Source organism: Novilysobacter selenitireducens (assembly GCF_020026895.1).
In the GTDB taxonomy this organism is placed as follows: Bacteria; Pseudomonadota; Gammaproteobacteria; order Xanthomonadales; family Xanthomonadaceae; genus Lysobacter_C; species Lysobacter_C selenitireducens.
In genome coordinates, this window is the sequence record NZ_JAINZW010000002.1 from 119,354 (window position 1) to 136,968 (window position 17,615).

The following is a 17,615-nucleotide window of genomic DNA, read 5'->3' on the forward strand; positions in this document are numbered from 1 at the left end:
GGCCTTCGGTATTCGATTGGTGGAGCGGAGGAGGATCGAACTCCCGACCTTCGCATTGCGAACGCGACGCTCTCCCAGCTGAGCTACCGCCCCACGTGGGCTGGGATTCTAGCGGCCCGTCCGCAGCGATGCCAGCCCGTCGGCCGGCCAGGCCGTGGCGCGGCTAGCGCTCCAGCAGCGGGCGCAGCTGCGGCTCCAGCGTTTCCCGCCGCCAACCGGCCAGCGCGTCGGGCCACTCGCCATGGTCCAGCAGCGACTCCAGCCAGCGGCGGGAGGCGAGCACGCCGTCGGGCAGGCCCAGTTCGGCGCTGCGGGCGGCAACGGCGTCCTGCAGTTGCCGAAGCGCCTGCTTGTCGCGGCGTTCCGACACGCTCGCATCCGGTGCGTCGACCTCGTCGGCCAGCGGTGTCTGCAGTGCCGTCCAGATCGCGTCGGCCAGCTTGCGCGGGGCCTTGGGATGCGCGTCCAGTTGCGCTTGCAGCGCTTCGATGTCGGCCGGGGGCGTACGTGCGATGGCCGTCGCCAGCTCGTTGTCGAGGATCCACGTGCGCGGACGGTCGTTGTCGCGCGCGTACCGGTCGCGCCAGCGCAGCAGGCGGACCAGCCGGCGCTGCGCGCCCAGGTCGAGGAACTGGGCGCTGCGCAGCGACAGGTGCGGCCAGCGTTCGACATCGTCGCTGTCGGCGTTGGCCAGGGTGCGTTCGGCATCCTCGGCCAGCCACGCACGGCGGCCGAGACGGGTCAGGTCGGCGTCCAGTGCGTCATGCAGCTCGAACAGGTGGCGCACGTCGTCGGCGGCGTACTCCAGCTGCGATGGCGACAGCGGCCGCCGCATCCAGTCCGAGCGCGTCTCGCCCTTTGCCAGTGTCACGCCGGTCAGGCTTTCGACCAACCGCTGGTAGCCCATGCCGCCGGCAATGCCGGCCAGCGCGGCCGCCAGCTGGGTGTCGAACAGGGGCCGCGGCACCGTGTTGCAGGCGTGCTTGAAGGCGACGAGGTCCTCGCTGGGACTGTGCATCACCTTGAGGATACGGGTGTCGGCCAGCAGCGTGGCGAGGGCCGCGGTCATGCCCGGTACGAGCGGGTCGACCAGCACGATGTCGAGGCCGTCGTCGGTTTCGATCGCGATCTGCACCAGCGCCAGTTGCGGCCAGTAGGTGCGTTCGCGGATGAACTCGGTGTCCAGCCCGATGCGGGCGGGCGGCGTCGCGAAACGCGCAAGGAGTTCGGCGGAGTCTTGGATCCAGCGTGGCACGGGGCGGGGCACCAGGGTTCACGGGCAGGTTGCCGGGGCGGGCGACAATAGCCTACTTTCGCCGGGCCGGCCGACCGTCGCCGCGGTCACGGAACGGTCTACCCGATCCGGGCCAGGCACGCCGCGCGACGCATCGGGCCGAGCCTTCTGGAGGACGTTTGCGCCCACCCCTGACCGCCATTGTCTGGACGAGCCTGGCGCTGGCCGTGCTGCTGCCCGGCTGCGGGCGCGACGATGCCGGCGAAGGCGACACCGTGCAGGCACCCGACGCGGCGCCATCCCGGGTCCGCGCGCCGATCGTCACCGTCAGCGCCGACCAGGCCGTCTCCCCGGTCGCTCCGTGGCAGTTGCCGGCGGTGCCGGTCGAGGACGAGGGCGTCGAAGCGCTCCAGACGCAGGCTGCCGAGGCGCTGGAGGCCGGGCGGCTGTTCGACGGCCCGCAATCGGCGCTGCCGCTGTATGTCGCTTTGGCGCGCCACGCGCCCGACGACCCGGACATCGCGGCCGGTCTCGACCAGGCGGTCGCGGCGCTTCTGGAGCGCGGCGACGCGGCACTGGCCGCGATCGACCGCAACCCGGCCGCACTGCGCACCGCGCACGAGATCGGCGCGGTCGCGCGGACCGTCGCGCCGGAGCGCGAGTCCGTCGTCCGCTTCCTGTCCCGGCTGGACACCGTCGACCAGGCACAGCGCGCCAACCGGCTGGGCGAGGAAGCGCTCAATGCCGGACGGGTCGGGGAAAACGGGCAGGGCGGGGCGCTGGCCCGATTCAAGGAAGCGCTGGAGCTTCGGCCGGGGGACGTGCGCGCGATGCAGGGCATCGCCGCGTCGGAAAGCGCCTTGATCCGCCGCGCGGAAGTCGCGGCCGCGGACGACGATTTCGCCGGCGCCGAGCGCTGGCTGCAGGCGGCGGCCAAGGTGCGACCCGACTTCGAGACCGTCCCGCATGCGCGCGATCGCATCGAGCGGTTGCGTGCCACCCGCATCGGCGACCTGCGCGACAAGGGGCTGGCGGCACTGGGGCGCGAGGATGGGCTCAGCGATGCACGCGCGGCGCTCGCCGAGCTCCTGCGCATCGCGCCGCCGGGCGATCCGGCCGCGGTCCTGTTGCGCACACGCATCGACCTTGCGACCCATTACGGCCTGTTCCGTCCCGGCCAGGCCTTTACCGACGCGCTACGCAACGGCGGCCGCGGGCCCGAGCTGGTGGTGATCCCGCATGGCGCCTTCAGGATGGGCGCGGGCGATGCGGAGGCCGATGCGACCGATGCCGAACGGCCTGCGCGCAACATCCGCTTCCCGCGCGGCCTGGCGGTGGCCCGGCACGAAGTCACGGTGGGCGAGTTCGGCCGGTTCATCGCCGCCAGTGGCTATGAGCCGCGCGCCACGCGCCGCGGCTACTCCATCGCCTACGATGAGCGCAGCGGCAACCTCGTCCGCCGCAGCAACGTCGATTGGCGCAGCGATTACACCGGCAACCGCGCCGACCCGTCGATGCCCGTCATCCACGTCAGCGCGCAGGACGCGATGGCGTACGCGGACTGGCTGTCGGAGCAGACCGGTGAGCGCTACCGGCTGCCCAGCGAAGCCGAGTTCGAGTACGCGTTGCGCGCCGGCAGTACATCGCGCTTCCCGTGGGGCGAGGGCACGCCACCCGAGCGCACGGGCAACTTCACCGGCGCACTGGACCGCTCGCCGAGCGGGCGGGAATGGCGCAACGCCTTCGACGGCTACGGCGACGGTGCGTGGGGGCCTGCGGAAGTGGAGTCCTACCGCCCGGGTGCATTCGGCCTTCACGACATGGCGGGCAATGTCAGCGAGTGGGTCGCGGATTGCTGGCACGACTCCTATCGCCGCGCGCCGGATGACGGCCAGGCGTGGGTCAACCCGGGCTGTCGCACCCGCGTGGTACGCGGCGGGTCCTGGGCGAGTTCGCCGGCGCAGACGCGTTCGGCGTGGCGCGTCGCCAGCCCGTCCGATACCACCAATGCCCGCATCGGATTCCGGGTCGTGCGCGATATCTGATCGCGGCGACGCCCGGCCCGCGTGAGGGCCGGCACACGGTTATCAATACGACGAGGGCGGTGCGATGAGGATCGGGTCGGTGGGGAGGCAGGCGCCTGAAGGTGGGCGCCGCCGGGGTTTCGGTGGCATGCGCTGGTGGATCCTCCTGCTGTTTGCGGGCTATGCGGCGTGGTCGTGGTTCGGCAATGCCAAGGTCGACCCCTACACCGGCGAGAAGGCGCGCTACGGCGCGACCGCTGAAGAGGAAGTGCAGCTGGGCGCGCAGGCTTTCGACCAGGTGCTGGGCGATGCGCAGGCGCAGGGCGCGCTGATGCCCGCCGACGCACAGGTCAGCCAGCAGGTGCGCGAGATCGCGCAGCGGCTGGTGGAGCGCGTACCCGAAGTCACGGCGGAACTGGCCGCGCTGCACCAGCAGCCGGCGCCCACCGACTACCAGTCGTTCCAGTGGGACGTGGCGGTCATCCAGTCCGACCAGGCCAATGCGTTCTGCCTGCCGGGCGGAAAGATGGCGGTCTACACCGGCCTGCTGCCGGTGGTGGAGAACGAGAACGGCATGGCGGTGGTCATGGGCCACGAGATCGCCCACGCGCTTCTGCGCCATGGCAGCCAGCGCATGGCGCAGCAGAAGCTGGTGCAGATGGGCCAGGTCGCGGCCGGCATGGCGGTGGGCGGGATGGATCCGCAACAGCAACAGGCGGTGATGGCGGCGCTGGGCGCGGGCGCGCAATACGGGTTCGTGCTGCCGTACGGGCGCAGCCACGAGACGCAGGCGGACGAAGTCGGGCTCATGCTGGCTGCTGCCGCCTGCTACGACCCGAACGAGGCCGTGCCGCTGTGGCAGCGCATGTCGCAGATCGGCGGTGGCGAGCGGCCGCCGGAGTTCGCATCCACCCACCCCGACCCGGCCAACCGCATGCAGACGCTGCAGTCGCTGATGCCGCAGGCGGAGCAGTTCCGGGAGAAGTACTGTCGGTAAGGGGCTGGGAGCTGGAGGTTAGGTACTGGAGGCTGGAGGCGATAGCAGAGTCTGCGCCCTGCCTCCGTCCCGGCCAATCAGAAGCTCATGAACAAGCCGCCGTTGACGGGCAGGTTGGCGCCGGTGATGAAGCCGGCGTCCTCCGCCGTCAGGAAGGTCACTGCGCGTGCGATCTCGTGCGGGCGTCCCAGCCGGCCCACGGGCACGGACTCGACGATGCGCTCGCGCACCGCGTCGGGCACGGCCATCACCATGGCGGTTTCGCAGTAGCCGGGGGAGACGGAGTTCACCGTCACGCCCTTGCGGGCGACCTCGCGCGCCAGCGCCATGGTGAAACCGTGCATGCCGGCCTTGGCGGCGGCGTAGTTGGTCTGGCCGAACTGCCCGGTCTGGCCGTTGACCGAACTGATGTTGACGATGCGTCCGAAGCCGCGCGCCACCATGCCCGCGACTGCGTGCCGGCAGAGGTTGAACACGCCGTCCAGGTTCACCCGCAGCACGTCGTCCCACTGCGCGGGGTCCATGTTCGCCAACCGGGTATCGCGCGTGATCCCCGCCGCGTTGACGAGGATATCGACGGATCCGCAGGCGCCTTCGATGCGTTGGACGAGCGAGCCGCAGGCAGCGAAGTCGCCGACGTCGACCGACTCCAGCTGCACGTCCAGCCCGGCCGTCTGGTCCCGGAAACGCGCAAGGCGGTCGCCTTCAACAGGAAGGTCCACCGCCACGACGCGATGGCCCTGGCGAGCGAGTGCCCTGCAGATCTCGGTGCCCAACCCGCCGACGCCACCGCTGACCATGGCGACGCGTCGCGCGTGCCGCGGCGCGCTGTCCGCGGCCACATCAACCGCCGCCATCAGCGCTCGCGCTTGTCGGTCTTGGGCTTGGTGGAGTTCGGGCTCTGCCCGACGCTGCCCGACAGGTTCTGCTGGAATTCCTTCCACATCGCCATGTTGCGCTCGGTCAGCTGGTTCATCATCGCCCACGGCGTCTGCCCGAGCATGCCGCCGACCTGCTTGCGGAACTGCTGCTGCTGGTCGAGGAACGCCTGCATCGAACGCTCCAGATAGCTGCCCATGAAGCCCTGCAGCGAATCGCCGTAGAAGCGGATGATCTGGCTGAGCAGTTGCGTGGACAGCATCGGCTCGCCGTCCTGTTCGTGCTCGGCGATGATCTGCAGCAGCACCTGGCGGGTCAGGTCTTCGCCCGACCGCGCGTCGCGCACCTCGAAGTCCTCGCCGTCGACGATGAGCTGTCGCACGTCCTCGATCGTGATGTAGCTGGAGATCTCCGTGTCGTAAAGACGCCGGTTGGGGTACTTCTTGATGACGCGCATCGAGGGCATGGAGCCAAGGCTCTAAATCGTGATGCTCCGCAGCATGGCGCAGGGGGGCGGACCTTGCAACTTCTGGCGGAATCGCGCCAGAAGGCCTGCAGGACCGGCGTTGCCACGATGGACGTCCGCGTGAACCGGCCGGGCGTCGCCACGGCCGGTTCCACTGCAGGCGTGACGCCTACCAACCCATGTACTGGCCGCCATTGGCCGACAGGTTGGCGCCGGTGATCCAGCCCGCCTCGTCGGGGATAAAGAAGCCGACGGCGTAGGCAATCTCATCGGGCGTGCCGAGCCGGCCCGTGGGGATCTGCGCGACGATCTTCTCGCGGATTTCCTCCGGCACCGCCATCACCATGTCGGTGCCGATGTAGCCGGGCGACACCGTGTTGACGGTGATGCCGAACTTCGCGTTCTCCTGCGCCAGCGAGATGGTGAAGCCGTGCATGCCGGCCTTGGCCGCGGCGTAGTTGGCTTGGCCGTACTGGCCCTTCTGGCCGTTGATCGAGCTGATCTGGATGATCCGGCCCCACTTGCGCGCGCGCATGCCCTCGATCACGGGACGTGTGACGTTGAAGCAGGAGTTAAGGTTGGTGCAGATCACCTCGTTCCACTGCTCGGCCGACATCTTGTGGAAGGTGGTGTCGCGGGTGATACCGGCGTTGTTGACCAGGATTTCGACCGGCCCGATCTGCCGCTCGACCTCGTCGACCAGGCCCCGCGCGCCTTCCGGGGAGGCGACATCGCCCTGGGCGATCGTCACGTCGATGCCCTCGGCCTTCATTTTTTCCTGCCAGGCACGGCCGCGCGCTTCGTCGCGGTAGTTGGTCGCCACCTTGTGCCCGGACTGCGCCAGGCGGCGGATGATCGACGTGCCGATGCCACCGGTGCCGCCGGTGACCAGTGCAACTCGTGACTGCATGCGTGCTCTCCCTGGCCGCCCGGTGCGGCCTGCCGCGCCTACTCTAGTGTGCCGTCGTGAAATGACTGTTGTGCATCGCGGCGGAGCGCCGGCGCGGATTGCGGTATGCGGCCAGCGTCGAAATGCCGCCAGGCGGCCTGCAGGAGCGCTTCGGTCGTGGTGCAGTTCGCGACCGCGCCGGGCGACTGCCCCAACCGCTGCCACGCCGCCCGAAGGGCGGGCAGTGGGTCGGCGGGATCGACGATCACCGCCTGGAGCGATTTGGAAAGCTTGCGGCCGTTGGCGTCCACGACCAGCGGCAGGTGCGCATGGCGCGGGGTGGGCAGCCCGAGCGCGCGCTGAAGCAGGATCTGGCGCGGCGTGGAATCGAGCAGGTCGGCGCCGCGCACGACGTCCGTTATCCCCTGCGCGGCATCGTCGACCACAACGGCCAGCTGGTACGCCCACGGCCCGTCGGCACGACGCAGGACGAAGTCGCCCACCTCGCGGTCCACGGCCTGCTGTTGCCGCCCCAGCAGCAGGTCATGGAAGGTGACGGAGGTGCCGTCCGGAACCCGCAGGCGCACCGCCGGCTGGTCGCGCCGCCTGTCGGTGACGCAGGCGCGGTGGATGCCGCCAGTGGCGGCAAGGTCCGCGCGGCTGCAGTGGCATTCGAATGCGTGGCCCGAGGCCAGCAGCCGGTCGAGGGCTGCCTGGTACAGAGCGCCGCGGTCGCTCTGCCGCACGACGGGGCCGTCCGCGACCAGGCTAAACGCAACCAGTGTCGCCAGCTGCCGTTCGCTGGCGCCTGCCACCTCGCGCGGCGGGTCCAGGTCCTCGATGCGCACCCACCATTCGCCACCCGCGGCGCGGGCCATCAGCCAGCTGCCGAGCGCTGCGACCAGGGAGCCCAGGTGCAGGTCACCGGTGGGCGAGGGTGCGAAGCGGCCGCGGTAGGGTGGGGAGGGTTCGGAACGTGTCACGCGCAGGCGTCTTCGGGAGGCGGGCCGGGTGGTGCGGTGGCAGGCCAGTTCACTTGAAATTCCGTCGAGGCTGCCACATTTTTCCGTTCAACCGCGCATGGTGCGCGCAGGATGGTCCCCGATGCTCAAGCGTATTGCCCTGTTCCTGGCCACCAACCTGGCCGTGCTGGCCCTGGTCAGCATCGTCATGTCGGTATTCGGGTTGAACCCCGCCACCAACGCCGGGCTGCTGGTCATGGCCGCGCTGTTCGGCTTCGGCGGCTCCTTCCTGTCGTTGGCGATCTCCAAGTGGATGGCCAAGCGCACGACCGGCGCCCATGTCATCGAACAGCCGCGCAACGAGTCCGAGCAGTGGCTGGTGTCGACGGTCCGCCGCCAGGCCGAGGCCGCCGGCATCAAGATGCCGGAAGTGGCGGTCTACGACGCGCCCGAGATCAACGCCTTCGCCACAGGCCCGAGCCGCAACAACTCGCTGGTGGCGGTATCCACGGGCCTGCTGCGGGCAATGAACCGGGACGAAGCCGAGGCCGTGCTGGCCCATGAGGTCAGCCACGTTGCCAACGGCGACATGGTCACCATGGCGCTGATCCAGGGCGTGCTCAACACGTTCGTGATCGTGCTGGCGCGCGTGGTCGGCCGCGTGATCGACGGGTACATCAGCGGCGGCCGCGATGGCGCGCCCGGGCTGGGCTACTACGCCATCGTGTTCGTGCTGGACATGGTCTTCGGCCTGTTCGCCAGCATGATCGCGATGTGGTTCTCGCGGTACCGCGAGTTCCGCGCCGACGCCGGCGGCGCCAGCCTGGCCGGTCGCGACAAGATGATCGCCGCGCTGGAGCGCCTGTCGCAGACCTACGGCGAGAGCACGCTGCCCAAGCAGGTGGCCGCGTTCGGCATCAGCGGGGGCGTCGGCCACGGCCTGAAGAAGCTGCTGATGAGCCACCCGCCGCTGGCCGAGCGCATCCAGGCGTTGCGCGATGCACCCGTCGAGGCGGTGCGCGGCCGAGTGGTGACCTGATCACCGATGCTTGGAATACGAGAAAGGCCCGCCATCGGCGGGCCTTTTTCTTTGGGTGCGGCATCCAGCGACTGGGGCACGCCCGCGGGAGGCAGGCGCGAACGCAGTACGCGCGGCAACAGCACAGCCCCTAACCCCTAGCCTCTAGCCCCTCACGACTCACTGGAAGTCGTAATCCATCTCCGGCCCGGCAGCGGCCAGGAAGTGGCCCTGCGCGTAGTCGATGCCGGCACCGAACAGCACGGTCATGCTGCCCGCGTCCTGCACGTACTCGGCGATGGTCTGCTTGCCGGCTTCGTGCGCCTTGCCTGCGATCTCGCGGATGCGCGCCTGGTGCTCGGCGTTGCCGGCCAGGTCGTCCATGAAGGACCGGTCCAGCTTCAGGAACGCCGCGTCGAAGTGGCTCAGCAACTGGAACGAGTTCAGGCCGCTGCCGAACTGCTCCAGCCCGACCCGTACGCCCATTTTTGCCACCGCCTGCTGGAAGGTCTGCGCGGCCTTGAGGTGGGTGAAGACCTTGGACTCGGGGACCTGCAGCACCAGCAGGCTGCCTTCGGCGCCGTGCTGGGCCAGTTGCTCGATGATGTGGTGGACCAGGCTGTCGTCCTGCAGCGAGACCTCGGAGATCTTCACCAGCAGCGTAGTGCGCTTGCCTGCGCGCAGGCGCTCGCCGATGACGGCGATTGCGCGGCCCACCACCCAGCGGTCGATCTCCCACAGCAGGCCGTGCTCCTCGGCGATCTGCAGGAACGTCAGCGGCTGCACCAGCTCGCCCGGTTCGCCCTGCATGCGCAGGTAGCCGTCGTACATCTCGTTGGCGTCGCCGTGCAGGCTGATCAACGGCTGGTAGTGCAGTACGAAGCGGTCGCTGTCGAGCGCCTGGCGGATGCGCGTGACCCACGCCTGCACGCGCTCCTCCTCGGCGCGGTCGACGGCACCGGGGTCGAAGATGTCCGCGCGGTTGCCACCTACGCCGATGGTCGACTGCAGGCCCTGGCTGGCTTTGCCCAGCACCGACGAGACGCTCGCGATCTTCTGCCCGATCTGTACGCCGCCGATGCTGACGGTGGCGTTGAGCGAGCGGTTGCCGGCCTCCAGCACGCTGTCGGCAAATGCCTTGCGCACGGCCTCGGCCAGCGCCAGGGTGCCGCGGTGGTCACTGCCACGGCGCAGGACGGCGAACTGGTGCTCGGCGAAGCGCGCGACGGTGTCGTCCTCGCGCAGCGCGGTGCGCAGGCGCTCGGCGAATGCGGCGACCAGCTCGTCCGCGGCATCCAGCCCGATGTCCTGGAGCAGGCGCGCGTAGTGGTCGGGTTCCACCAGCAGGAAGGCGTGGTGGCTCGCGTTCTGCGCAGCGTCGGCAACCGCGTCTTCCAATGTGCGCAGGAAGGTCGCGCGGTTGAACAGGCCAGTGGCCTGGTCGCGCTGGCGCAGCTCCTCGACCTCGCGTGCCAGCTCCGGGTCGAACTCCTGGCGGCGCAGCACCACCTGCTGGCAGGCCTCGCCTTCGTAGCTGGCGTTGGTGAATTCCATGACCGCCGGGAAGCTGTTGCCGTCCAGCGTGCGCGCCTCGATCTCGTGGCGGGGAGCGACCGGCTCGCCCTTGGACATCTGCTTGAGCAGCTTCTTGAAGCCGTCCACGTGCGATGGCGCGATCATGTCCAGAAGGGACATGCCCTCGATCTCGTCGAACGACTCGAACCCGAACATCTCCAGGTACGCCGAGTTGGCGCGGATGTGCATGCCTTCGTGCACGTAGGCGATCGGGTCGCGGGAGGACTCGATCAGCGCGTCGCAGCGGCGTTCGGTCTCGCGCACCTGGCTTTCCAGGCGGCGCAGGGCGCGGCGGGCTTCCAGGTCCGCCCACTCGGCGCGGATGGAGTCGTGCAGGTGGCTGGCGTGGCCCCGCAGCAGGACGCCGCGGGCGCCGATCTCGCGCGCCTCGAGCAGGCGGGCGTCATCGATCGTGGTGTGCAGGATGAGGACCGGCAGGTCCTTGCCGCTGGCGTCGACGTGCTGCATCAGCTTGTCCAGCGGCACGGTGGTGGCGTCGGGCGATGCCAGCACGAGGTCGGGCGGCTGGCTGGCGAGCTGGGCGGTCAGTGCCTCCTCGCTTTCCGGGCGCGTCGGGCGCACCGCGATGCCGTTGTTGCGCAGGCCGCTGACGATCCCCTCCGCTGCCTCGACGCTGTCGTCGACGATCAGCAGGCGCAGCACCTGGTCTTTGCCGAATTGCATGGGGCCTCCTGGAGCCGACGTGCTGAAGCCGGTTACAACCGGTCAGGGCCGCGGTTATGACATGAAGCGCACGCCCCCGTCCATGCGGCGTTTGGCTCTTTCATCGGCCACCGGCGATGGAACTAGAGCGGGCGCTTGCCCGGATCGCCGGCCACTTCGCGCACCAGCCGCGGCACCAGATAGCCTGAAAGCCGCGCCGCCAACGCCGCGTGCAGGTGGCGGGCGTGGTCGTCGTCGACCTCGAAATGTGCCGCGCCCTGCACCCGGTCCAGCTGGTGCAGGTAGTAGGGCAGCACGCCGGCGGCGTGGCCGCGCTCGCTCAGGTCGGCAAGGGCATCGACATCGTCGTTGACCCCGCGCAACAGCACCGCCTGGTTCAATAGCGTGGCGCCCGCGACCCGCAGCTTCCCCAGCGCCGCGTCGACGCCGGTGTCGAACTCGTTGGCGTGGTTGGCGTGGATCACGACGGTGACCGGCCACGGCAGCGCCGCCAGCCACGCCAGCAGGCCCGCGTCGATGCGTTCGGGCAGCACCACCGGCAGCCGCGTGTGCACCCGCAGCCGGCGCAGGTGCGGCACCGACGACAACGCATCGGTGAGCTCGGCCAGCTTGGCGGTCGACAGCGACCACGGGTCGCCACCCGACAGGATTACCTCGTCGATGCTGGCGTCGGCCCGGATCACGTCGACGGCGCCGCGCCACCCGGCAGCGGCGGCCGTCTCCTCGGCGTAGGGGAAGTGCCGGCGGAAGCAGTAGCGGCAATGGATCGCGCAGCTACCGGTGCTCACCAGCAGCGCCCGGCCCTTGTATTTGCGGATGACGCCTTCGGCGGCCTTGGCGGCACCGTCGCCGACGGCGTCCAGGGTGAAGCCGGGCATAGGGCGCATCTCGTCGTCCAGCGGCAGCACCTGCCGGAGCAGCGGGTCGGCCGGGTCGCCATGGCGCATGCGCGCGACGAAGGCGCGCGGCACCCGCAAGGGGAATTGCGCGGCCGCGGCATCGGAAATGGACGCCGCGGCTTCGCCGAGGCCGAGCACGGACAGCAGTTCGCGCGGGTCGCGGATGCTGTCGCGCCATGCCTGCTGCCACCGCGGGGTGGCATGCGACGGCTGCAGGGGGAGGGGGGCTGCGGGTATCATGCCGGTCCGGTTTCGCTGGCGCGCGCCTGGCGCTGCGCAGCCCGACATTGTAGCCGCAGCGGCTCCACGGCCGCCGGCGCCCCACCGCTTCCACCTATCCGCAGGAGCTGTACAGATGGCCAGCTATGGCATGAACGACGTCAAGAACGGGATGAAGATCCTCGTCAACAACGAGCCGTGCATCATCACCGACACCGAGTACGTCAAGCCGGGCAAGGGCCAGGCCTTCACCCGCGTGAAGTACCGCTTCATCAAGTCCGGCCGCGTGGTCGAACTGACCATGAAGGCGACCGACAACCTGGAAGCCGCCGACGTGGTCGACACCGACATGCGCTTCCTCTATGCCGATGGCGAGTACTGGCACTTCATGGACCCGGAGAGCTTCGAGCAGGTGCAGGCCGACAAGGCCGGTGTCGGCGACGCCCACAAGTTCCTCAAGGGCGAGGAAGACTGCGTGGTGACGCTGTGGAACGGCGTGCCGATCCAGGTCACCCCGCCGAACTTCGTCGAGCTCAAGATCACCGAGACCGACCCGGGCGTGCGCGGCGACACCTCCGGCGGCGGCGGCAAGCCGGCCACCCTGGAGACGGGGGCGGTGGTGCGCGTGCCCCTGTTCGTCAACCAAGACGAAATCATCAAGGTCGACACCCGTTCGGGCGAGTACGTCAGCCGCGTGAAGTGACGATCCGGCCCGTAGCCGCATGGCGGCCACGGCGTTGTCGAATCGTCATCCCGGCGAAAGCCGGGATCCATCTGCCGTTTCCCTTCTCCCTTGGAGAAGGGAGGCGACGCGCCGAGGCACCCCCTGAATTTCGAATGAGATCGGCATGACCGAAGACCACACCCCCCAGACCTGCGACCTGTTGATCGAAGCCGGCTGGGTGGTGCCCGTCGAACCGCATGCCGTGGTGCTGGAAGACCACGCCGTGGCCGTCACCGGCGGCGTCATCCAGGCGGTGTTGCCGACCGACGAGGCGCGGGCCCGGTTCGCCCCGCGCGAGACCGTAAGCCGGCCCGAGTCGGCCGTCATCCCGGGCCTGGTCAACGCCCATACGCACAACCCGATGACCCTGCTGCGCGGCGTCGCCGACGACCTGCCGCTGATGGAGTGGCTGCAGGGCCACATCTGGCCGGTCGAGGCGGCGGTGATCGGGCCGGAGTTTGTCGCCGACGGCGTCACGCTCGCCATCGCCGAGATGCTGCGCGGCGGCACGACCTGTGCCAACGAGAACTACTTTTTCCCCGACGTGCAGGCAGCCACCTACAAGCGCCACGGCTTCCGCGCGATGGTGGGCCTGCCGGTGATCGACTTCCCGACCGCGTGGGCGAAGACGTCCGACGAATATTTCGACCGCGCCGGCGAAGTCCACGACCAGTGGCGCGATGATGCGCTGGTGTCCACCGCCTTTGCCCCGCACGCGCCGTACACCGTGTCGGACGCCAACTTCGAGCGCATCCGCATGCTGGCCGACCAGCTCGACCTGCCGGTGCACCTGCACACGCACGAGACCGCGCAGGAGATCGAGGATTCCCTGCGCGACCACGGGCAGCGTCCGCTGGCGCGGCTGGACCGACTCGGCCTGGTCAACGACCGCCTGATCGCCGTCCACATGACGCAACTGACCGACTCGGAGATCCACCTGTGCGCCGAGCGCGGCGTCAGCGTGGTGCACTGCCCGGAGTCCAACCTCAAGCTGGCCTCGGGCTTCTGCCCGGCCTGCGCGATCGAGCGCGCGGGCATCAACCTGGCCATCGGCACCGACGGCTGCGCCAGCAACAACGACCTGGACATGATCGGCGAGACCCGCACCGCCGCGCAGCTGGCCAAGGCCGTCGCCCGCGACGCCACCGCGCTGGACAGTGCCACGGCGTTGCGCGCCGCCACCCTGGGCGGCGCGCGCGCGATGGGGCTGGACGCGAAGATCGGTTCGATCGAGCCCGGCAAGCAGGCCGACCTCGCATGCATCGATCTGTCGACGCTGGAAACCCAGCCGCTGCACCACGTGGTGTCGCAACTGGTCTATGCCAGCGGCCGCCATCTCGTGACCGATGTGTGGATCGGAGGTCACGCCAAGCTGTGCGGGCGCGTGCTGGTCGACATGGACGTGGACGCCATCATCGCCAACGCGCGGCAGTGGCGCAGCCGGATCGCGGGCCTCCATCCGTCGTGACCTCGACTTCGAGGGCGTCGTAATTCCGAATCAAGCGAGGGGATTCGCTGTTCCCGTCCATCCGATCGAACGCAGATCCCTCACTGCATTCGGGATGACAGAGAGAGGTGCAACGTGACCGCATCGCAGCAGACGCCATCCGACAACTTCAGCCAGGCCGAGCTGGACAAGTTCGGCGCGCTCGCCAACCGCTGGTGGGACCCGGACGGCCCGCAGAAGGCGCTGCATGCGCTGAATCCACCGCGCCTGGAATACGTGGCCGAGCGCGTCCCCCTGGCCGGCGCCAGCGTGCTGGACGTCGGCTGTGGTGGTGGCCTGCTGAGCGAGGCGCTGGCCCGCCGCGGCGCGCAGGTGACCGCGATCGACCTGGCGCCCGAGCTGGTCAAGGTGGCGCGCCTGCATGGGCTGGAAAGCGGCGCGCAGGTCGACTACCGGCTGCAGTCGGTCGAGGCGCTGGCCGCGGAGCGGCCCGGGACGTTCGATGCCATCACCTGCATGGAGATGCTCGAGCACGTCCCCGATCCGGCGGCGATCGTCTCGGCGTGCGCCACGTTGCTGAAGCCGGGTGGGCACCTGTTCCTGTCCACCCTCAACCGCACGCCGGCGGCGTTCGCGCTGGCCATTGTCGGCGCCGAATACATCGCCCGCCTGCTGCCCAAGGGCACCCACCAGTACCGCGACTTCATCAAGCCGTCCGAACTGGCGGCCTGGCTGCGTGCCGCCGGGCTGGAATTGGAGGACGTCAGCGGCTTGATGTACGAGCCGTGGCGCAACGCAGCGCGGCGGATTTCGCGCACGGACGTGAATTACCTGGCGTGCGCGGTTAAGGGGTAGGGCGGCCTTTCCTGACGCGCTTTGCGCGGCGACATCCGCTAATCACTCGGATGCATCGCGGCTGAAGCCGCTCCTACAGTTGGGCGTTTTTTATAGGAGCGGCTTCAGCCGCGAAGACACCTGGTCAGCGCGGACAAATGAAGGCCGCCGCCAACCCTCCGCACGTTCCGCGCAGCTGTTGGCTTCCCTCCGCAACTCTCCGCTCCCCTTTCCCACTTCCCCATTCCCCGATCCCATGCCCTTTCCCCCCGTAGCCCTGTTCGACCTCGACGGCACCCTGCTCGATAGCGCGCCCGACATGCTGGCCGCGATCAATGCCATGCGCGCGGGCCGTGATGTCGGGCCGATGCTGCTGGACGACCTGCGACCGCAGGTCTCCAAGGGCGCGCGCGCCATGCTTTCGGTCGCGTTTCCCGAGTGGGACGCGGAAGAGCGCGAACGGCACGTTCCCGCTTTCCTCGACGCCTACCAGCAGGAGCTGGGCCGGCATGGAGGTGCGTTCGACGGTATCGAGGCGATGCTCGCCGAGCTGGAGGCCGCCGGCAGCCGTTGGGGCATTGTCACCAACAAGCCCGAGTACCTGGCCAGGCAGCTGATGCCCGTGCTGGGGTGGGAATCGCGCTGCGCGGTCCTCATCGGTGGCGACACGCTCGCGGTACGCAAACCCGACCCGCTGCCGCTGGTGGTGGCGGCCGAGCGCCTCGGCGTTGCACCCCGGGCATGCGCCTACGTCGGTGACGATGAGCGCGACATCGTGGCCGCGCGCGCGGCAGGGATGCCGTCGGTGGTGGCGCTGTGGGGCTATCGCCTGTCGGAGGACGACCCGATCGCCTGGCGCGGCGACGTGCTGGTCGAACGGCCCGCCGACCTGTGCAGCCCGGCGGCGTGGCCGGTGGCGCGGTGAGCGCGGACCGGCCCGGGACGGCGTACGGCGTGGACCACGAGGCGCTGGAGAGCTTCATCGGCAAATGGCGCGCGCGCTGGCCCGAGTGGTCGGTCGCCGAGGTGTTCGTCCCGCCCGCGCAGCACCCGATTGCCCTGGCGTGGGCCGCGCTGCAGCAGGAGCTGACCGACGCGGCCTGGGGCGGCAGCGATGCGCGCCCCGGCGAGGCCAAGTTGGCGTGGTGGGCGGAGGAGCTGATCGGATGGAGCCGCGGCATGCGCAGGCACCCGCTGGGCGTGGTCCTGCAGACGCGGGCGACGTCGTGGCCCGCCCTGGCGGCGGCGCTCCCGGCCTTGCCCGCCAGCCGCGAGCGTCCGCGCGATCCGGAGGAGTCCGGTTCCATGCTGCAGCCGCTCGCCGAGGCGATGGCCGCGATCGATGCCGAGCTGTTCGGCAGCGAAGGGCGGGCGGGGGTCGATCACCGCGCTGCACAACTCGTCGCCGCGTGTTTGCAGCAGGCGCGCTTCCAGCAGCCCGGCGATGCCCACGTGCCGTTGTCGCTCCTTGCCGGGCAGGCCGACGGCGGCGGTCGCGACCGCTGGGCGCGCCATCTGCTGGCCCACTGGCCGACCGCGGGTGGCGCCCGGCCACGCAGGCTGTGGGCGGCCCTCGCGCGTGGGCGGCTGGAGCGCGGCGACGCGACCCGGCCGGTGCCGACGTGGCGCGTGCTCTGGCGGTCGTGGCGCGCGGCCCGGAACTGACCGTTGCAGCGCCCGGACCGGGGCCTGGGGGGGCGCTCGTTAGAATGGCCGGCGTTGCGAACCCCCGGTCCAGTCCCCACGTGTCCTGTCAATGAGCATTCCCAGCGCCCCCCGCCGCCTGCCCGACGTCGCCCACGAAGCCGCCGCGGCGGCGCGCCCGCTCGACTGGGTCGGCATGGCCAACATCGCGCTGCCGCTGCGCGTGGGTGGGCACGGCGGCGAGCCGATCCAGGTAGCCGGCTCGGTGGATGTGTCGGTCGACCTGACCCGTGCCGAGGCCCGTGGCATCCACATGTCGCGCCTGTACCTGATGCTGCAGGACGCGTTCGCATCGGAGGCGGTGACGCCGGCTGGCCTGCGGCGCGTGCTGCAGTCGCTTGTGGATTCGCAGCAGGGCCTGTCGTCGGCCGCGCGGCTGGTGCTGCGCTACGACCAGATGCTGCTGCGCCCGGCCCTGGCCAGCGGCAATGCCGGGTGGAAGCGCTATCCCGTCGAAATCGATGCGGCCCTCGTCGACGGCCACCTGCAGCTGGCGCTGCGGTTTTCCGTCGAATACTCGAGCACCTGCCCGGCCTCCGCCGCACTGTCACGGCAGATCAATGCCGAGCGGTTCGTCGAGGATTTCGCTGAGGCCCGGCCGATGTCGCCCGCCGTGGTCGGTGACTGGCTGGCGTCCGAGCGCGGGCTGGCCGCCACGCCGCACGCGCAGCGTAGCCGCGCCGACATCCGCGTCACGCTGCGCCCGCAGTTCGAGGAACTGCCATTGGCGGCACTTATCGACGCCATCGAGCACGCCGTGGCGACCCCCGTGCAGACCGCGGTCAAGCGCGAGGACGAGCAGGCCTTCGCCCGGCTCAACGCCGAAAACCTGATGTTCTGCGAAGACGCCGCACGTCGGGTGGCCGCCGCGCTGGCCGAAGACCCGCATGTCGAGCGGTTCGAGGCGGACGTGGCTCATTTCGAGAGCCTGCACGCCCATGACGCGGTGGCCCGCGTGACCGGTCGCGGCAACCGCGCCTGACGCCCGCGCGAGGCGCCTGCGCGCGGCCTTAATCAGGTCGGGTTGGACGAACGGCGCGTAGCGGCAGACGGGCGTCGC

16 protein-coding genes and 1 tRNA gene are annotated in these 17,615 nt (G+C 70.0%); 9 read left to right on the forward strand and 8 right to left on the reverse strand.

Annotated features, from left to right (window positions below; all coding sequences use genetic code 11):
- Positions 1 to 17: 17 nt before the first annotated feature.
- Positions 18 to 93, reverse strand: a tRNA-Ala gene (locus tag K6753_RS04355).
- A gap of 70 nt (positions 94 to 163) precedes the next feature.
- Positions 164 to 1,255 (reverse strand): ribonuclease D, encoded by a 1,092-nt coding sequence (gene rnd / locus K6753_RS04360; protein WP_223674963.1) that lies wholly within the window; start codon positions 1,253 to 1,255, stop codon positions 164 to 166.
- A gap of 158 nt (positions 1,256 to 1,413) precedes the next feature.
- Between rnd and K6753_RS04365 the strand changes: the two genes are divergently transcribed.
- A complete protein-coding gene (locus K6753_RS04365; RefSeq protein WP_223674964.1) occupies positions 1,414 to 3,279 on the forward strand; it encodes a formylglycine-generating enzyme family protein in 1,866 nt (621 codons plus the stop codon).
- Positions 3,280 to 3,343: 64 nt separating this feature from the next.
- A complete protein-coding gene (locus tag K6753_RS04370; protein ID WP_223674965.1) occupies positions 3,344 to 4,255 on the forward strand; it encodes a M48 family metallopeptidase in 912 nt (303 codons plus the stop codon).
- Between the two features lie 77 nt (positions 4,256 to 4,332).
- Here K6753_RS04370 and phbB (K6753_RS04375) read toward each other — a convergent pair whose 3' ends face one another.
- The 4 genes from phbB (K6753_RS04375) to gluQRS form a co-directional block, all read right to left on the reverse strand.
- The gene (gene phbB / locus K6753_RS04375) at positions 4,333 to 5,112 is read right to left on the reverse strand and encodes an acetoacetyl-CoA reductase (RefSeq protein WP_223674966.1); all 780 of its coding nucleotides are present in this window, start codon (positions 5,110 to 5,112) and stop codon (positions 4,333 to 4,335) included.
- A complete protein-coding gene (phaR, locus tag K6753_RS04380) occupies positions 5,112 to 5,600 on the reverse strand; it encodes a polyhydroxyalkanoate synthesis repressor PhaR (RefSeq protein ID WP_223674967.1) in 489 nt (162 codons plus the stop codon). The genes phbB (K6753_RS04375) and phaR overlap by 1 nt, the downstream gene beginning before the upstream one ends.
- A 169-nt stretch (positions 5,601 to 5,769) precedes the next feature.
- A complete protein-coding gene (gene phbB, locus K6753_RS04385) occupies positions 5,770 to 6,510 on the reverse strand; it encodes an acetoacetyl-CoA reductase (protein WP_223674968.1) in 741 nt (246 codons plus the stop codon).
- A 38-nt stretch (positions 6,511 to 6,548) separates the two neighbouring features.
- Positions 6,549 to 7,472: a tRNA glutamyl-Q(34) synthetase GluQRS gene (gene gluQRS / locus K6753_RS04390; RefSeq protein ID WP_223674969.1), complete on the reverse strand. Its 924-nt coding sequence runs from the start codon at positions 7,470 to 7,472 to the stop codon at positions 6,549 to 6,551.
- A gap of 121 nt (positions 7,473 to 7,593) precedes the next feature.
- Here gluQRS and htpX point away from each other — a divergent pair, with 121 nt between their 5' ends.
- The gene (gene htpX, locus K6753_RS04395; RefSeq protein ID WP_223674970.1) at positions 7,594 to 8,490 is read left to right on the forward strand and encodes a protease HtpX; all 897 of its coding nucleotides are present in this window, start codon (positions 7,594 to 7,596) and stop codon (positions 8,488 to 8,490) included.
- 159 nt (positions 8,491 to 8,649) lie between these two features.
- Here the strand turns inward: htpX and K6753_RS04400 are convergent, their stop codons facing one another.
- Both K6753_RS04400 and epmB read right to left on the reverse strand, forming a co-directional pair.
- Positions 8,650 to 10,728 carry an EAL domain-containing response regulator gene (locus K6753_RS04400; RefSeq protein WP_223674971.1) on the reverse strand — a complete coding sequence of 693 codons (2,079 nt, stop codon included), beginning with the start codon at positions 10,726 to 10,728 and terminating at the stop codon, positions 8,650 to 8,652.
- A 122-nt stretch (positions 10,729 to 10,850) separates the two neighbouring features.
- A complete protein-coding gene (gene epmB / locus K6753_RS04405) occupies positions 10,851 to 11,867 on the reverse strand; it encodes an EF-P beta-lysylation protein EpmB (protein WP_223674972.1) in 1,017 nt (338 codons plus the stop codon).
- Between the two features lie 115 nt (positions 11,868 to 11,982).
- Here epmB and efp point away from each other — a divergent pair, with 115 nt between their 5' ends.
- The 6 genes from efp to folE2 all read left to right on the forward strand — a co-directional run bounded on the left by efp (position 11,983) and on the right by folE2 (position 17,537).
- Entirely contained in the window at positions 11,983 to 12,549 is a 567-nt protein-coding gene (gene efp, locus K6753_RS04410; RefSeq protein ID WP_223674973.1) for an elongation factor P, read from the forward strand.
- A gap of 145 nt (positions 12,550 to 12,694) precedes the next feature.
- Positions 12,695 to 14,038 (forward strand): TRZ/ATZ family hydrolase, encoded by a 1,344-nt coding sequence (locus tag K6753_RS04415; RefSeq protein ID WP_223674974.1) that lies wholly within the window; start codon positions 12,695 to 12,697, stop codon positions 14,036 to 14,038.
- Positions 14,039 to 14,152: 114 nt separating this feature from the next.
- Entirely contained in the window at positions 14,153 to 14,872 is a 720-nt protein-coding gene (gene ubiG / locus K6753_RS04420; protein WP_223674975.1) for a bifunctional 2-polyprenyl-6-hydroxyphenol methylase/3-demethylubiquinol 3-O-methyltransferase UbiG, read from the forward strand.
- A 235-nt stretch (positions 14,873 to 15,107) separates the two neighbouring features.
- Positions 15,108 to 15,776, forward strand: coding sequence for a phosphoglycolate phosphatase (locus K6753_RS04425; protein ID WP_223674976.1), 669 nt, complete (start codon positions 15,108 to 15,110; stop codon positions 15,774 to 15,776).
- Positions 15,773 to 16,516 carry a phytoene/squalene synthase family protein gene (locus K6753_RS04430; RefSeq protein ID WP_223674977.1) on the forward strand — a complete coding sequence of 248 codons (744 nt, stop codon included), beginning with the start codon at positions 15,773 to 15,775 and terminating at the stop codon, positions 16,514 to 16,516. The genes K6753_RS04425 and K6753_RS04430 overlap by 4 nt, the downstream gene beginning before the upstream one ends.
- Positions 16,517 to 16,607: 91 nt before the next feature.
- On the forward strand, positions 16,608 to 17,537 hold the full coding sequence (folE2, locus tag K6753_RS04435; protein ID WP_223674978.1) for a GTP cyclohydrolase FolE2: 930 nt from the start codon (positions 16,608 to 16,610) through the stop codon (positions 17,535 to 17,537).
- Positions 17,538 to 17,615 lie beyond the last annotated feature (78 nt).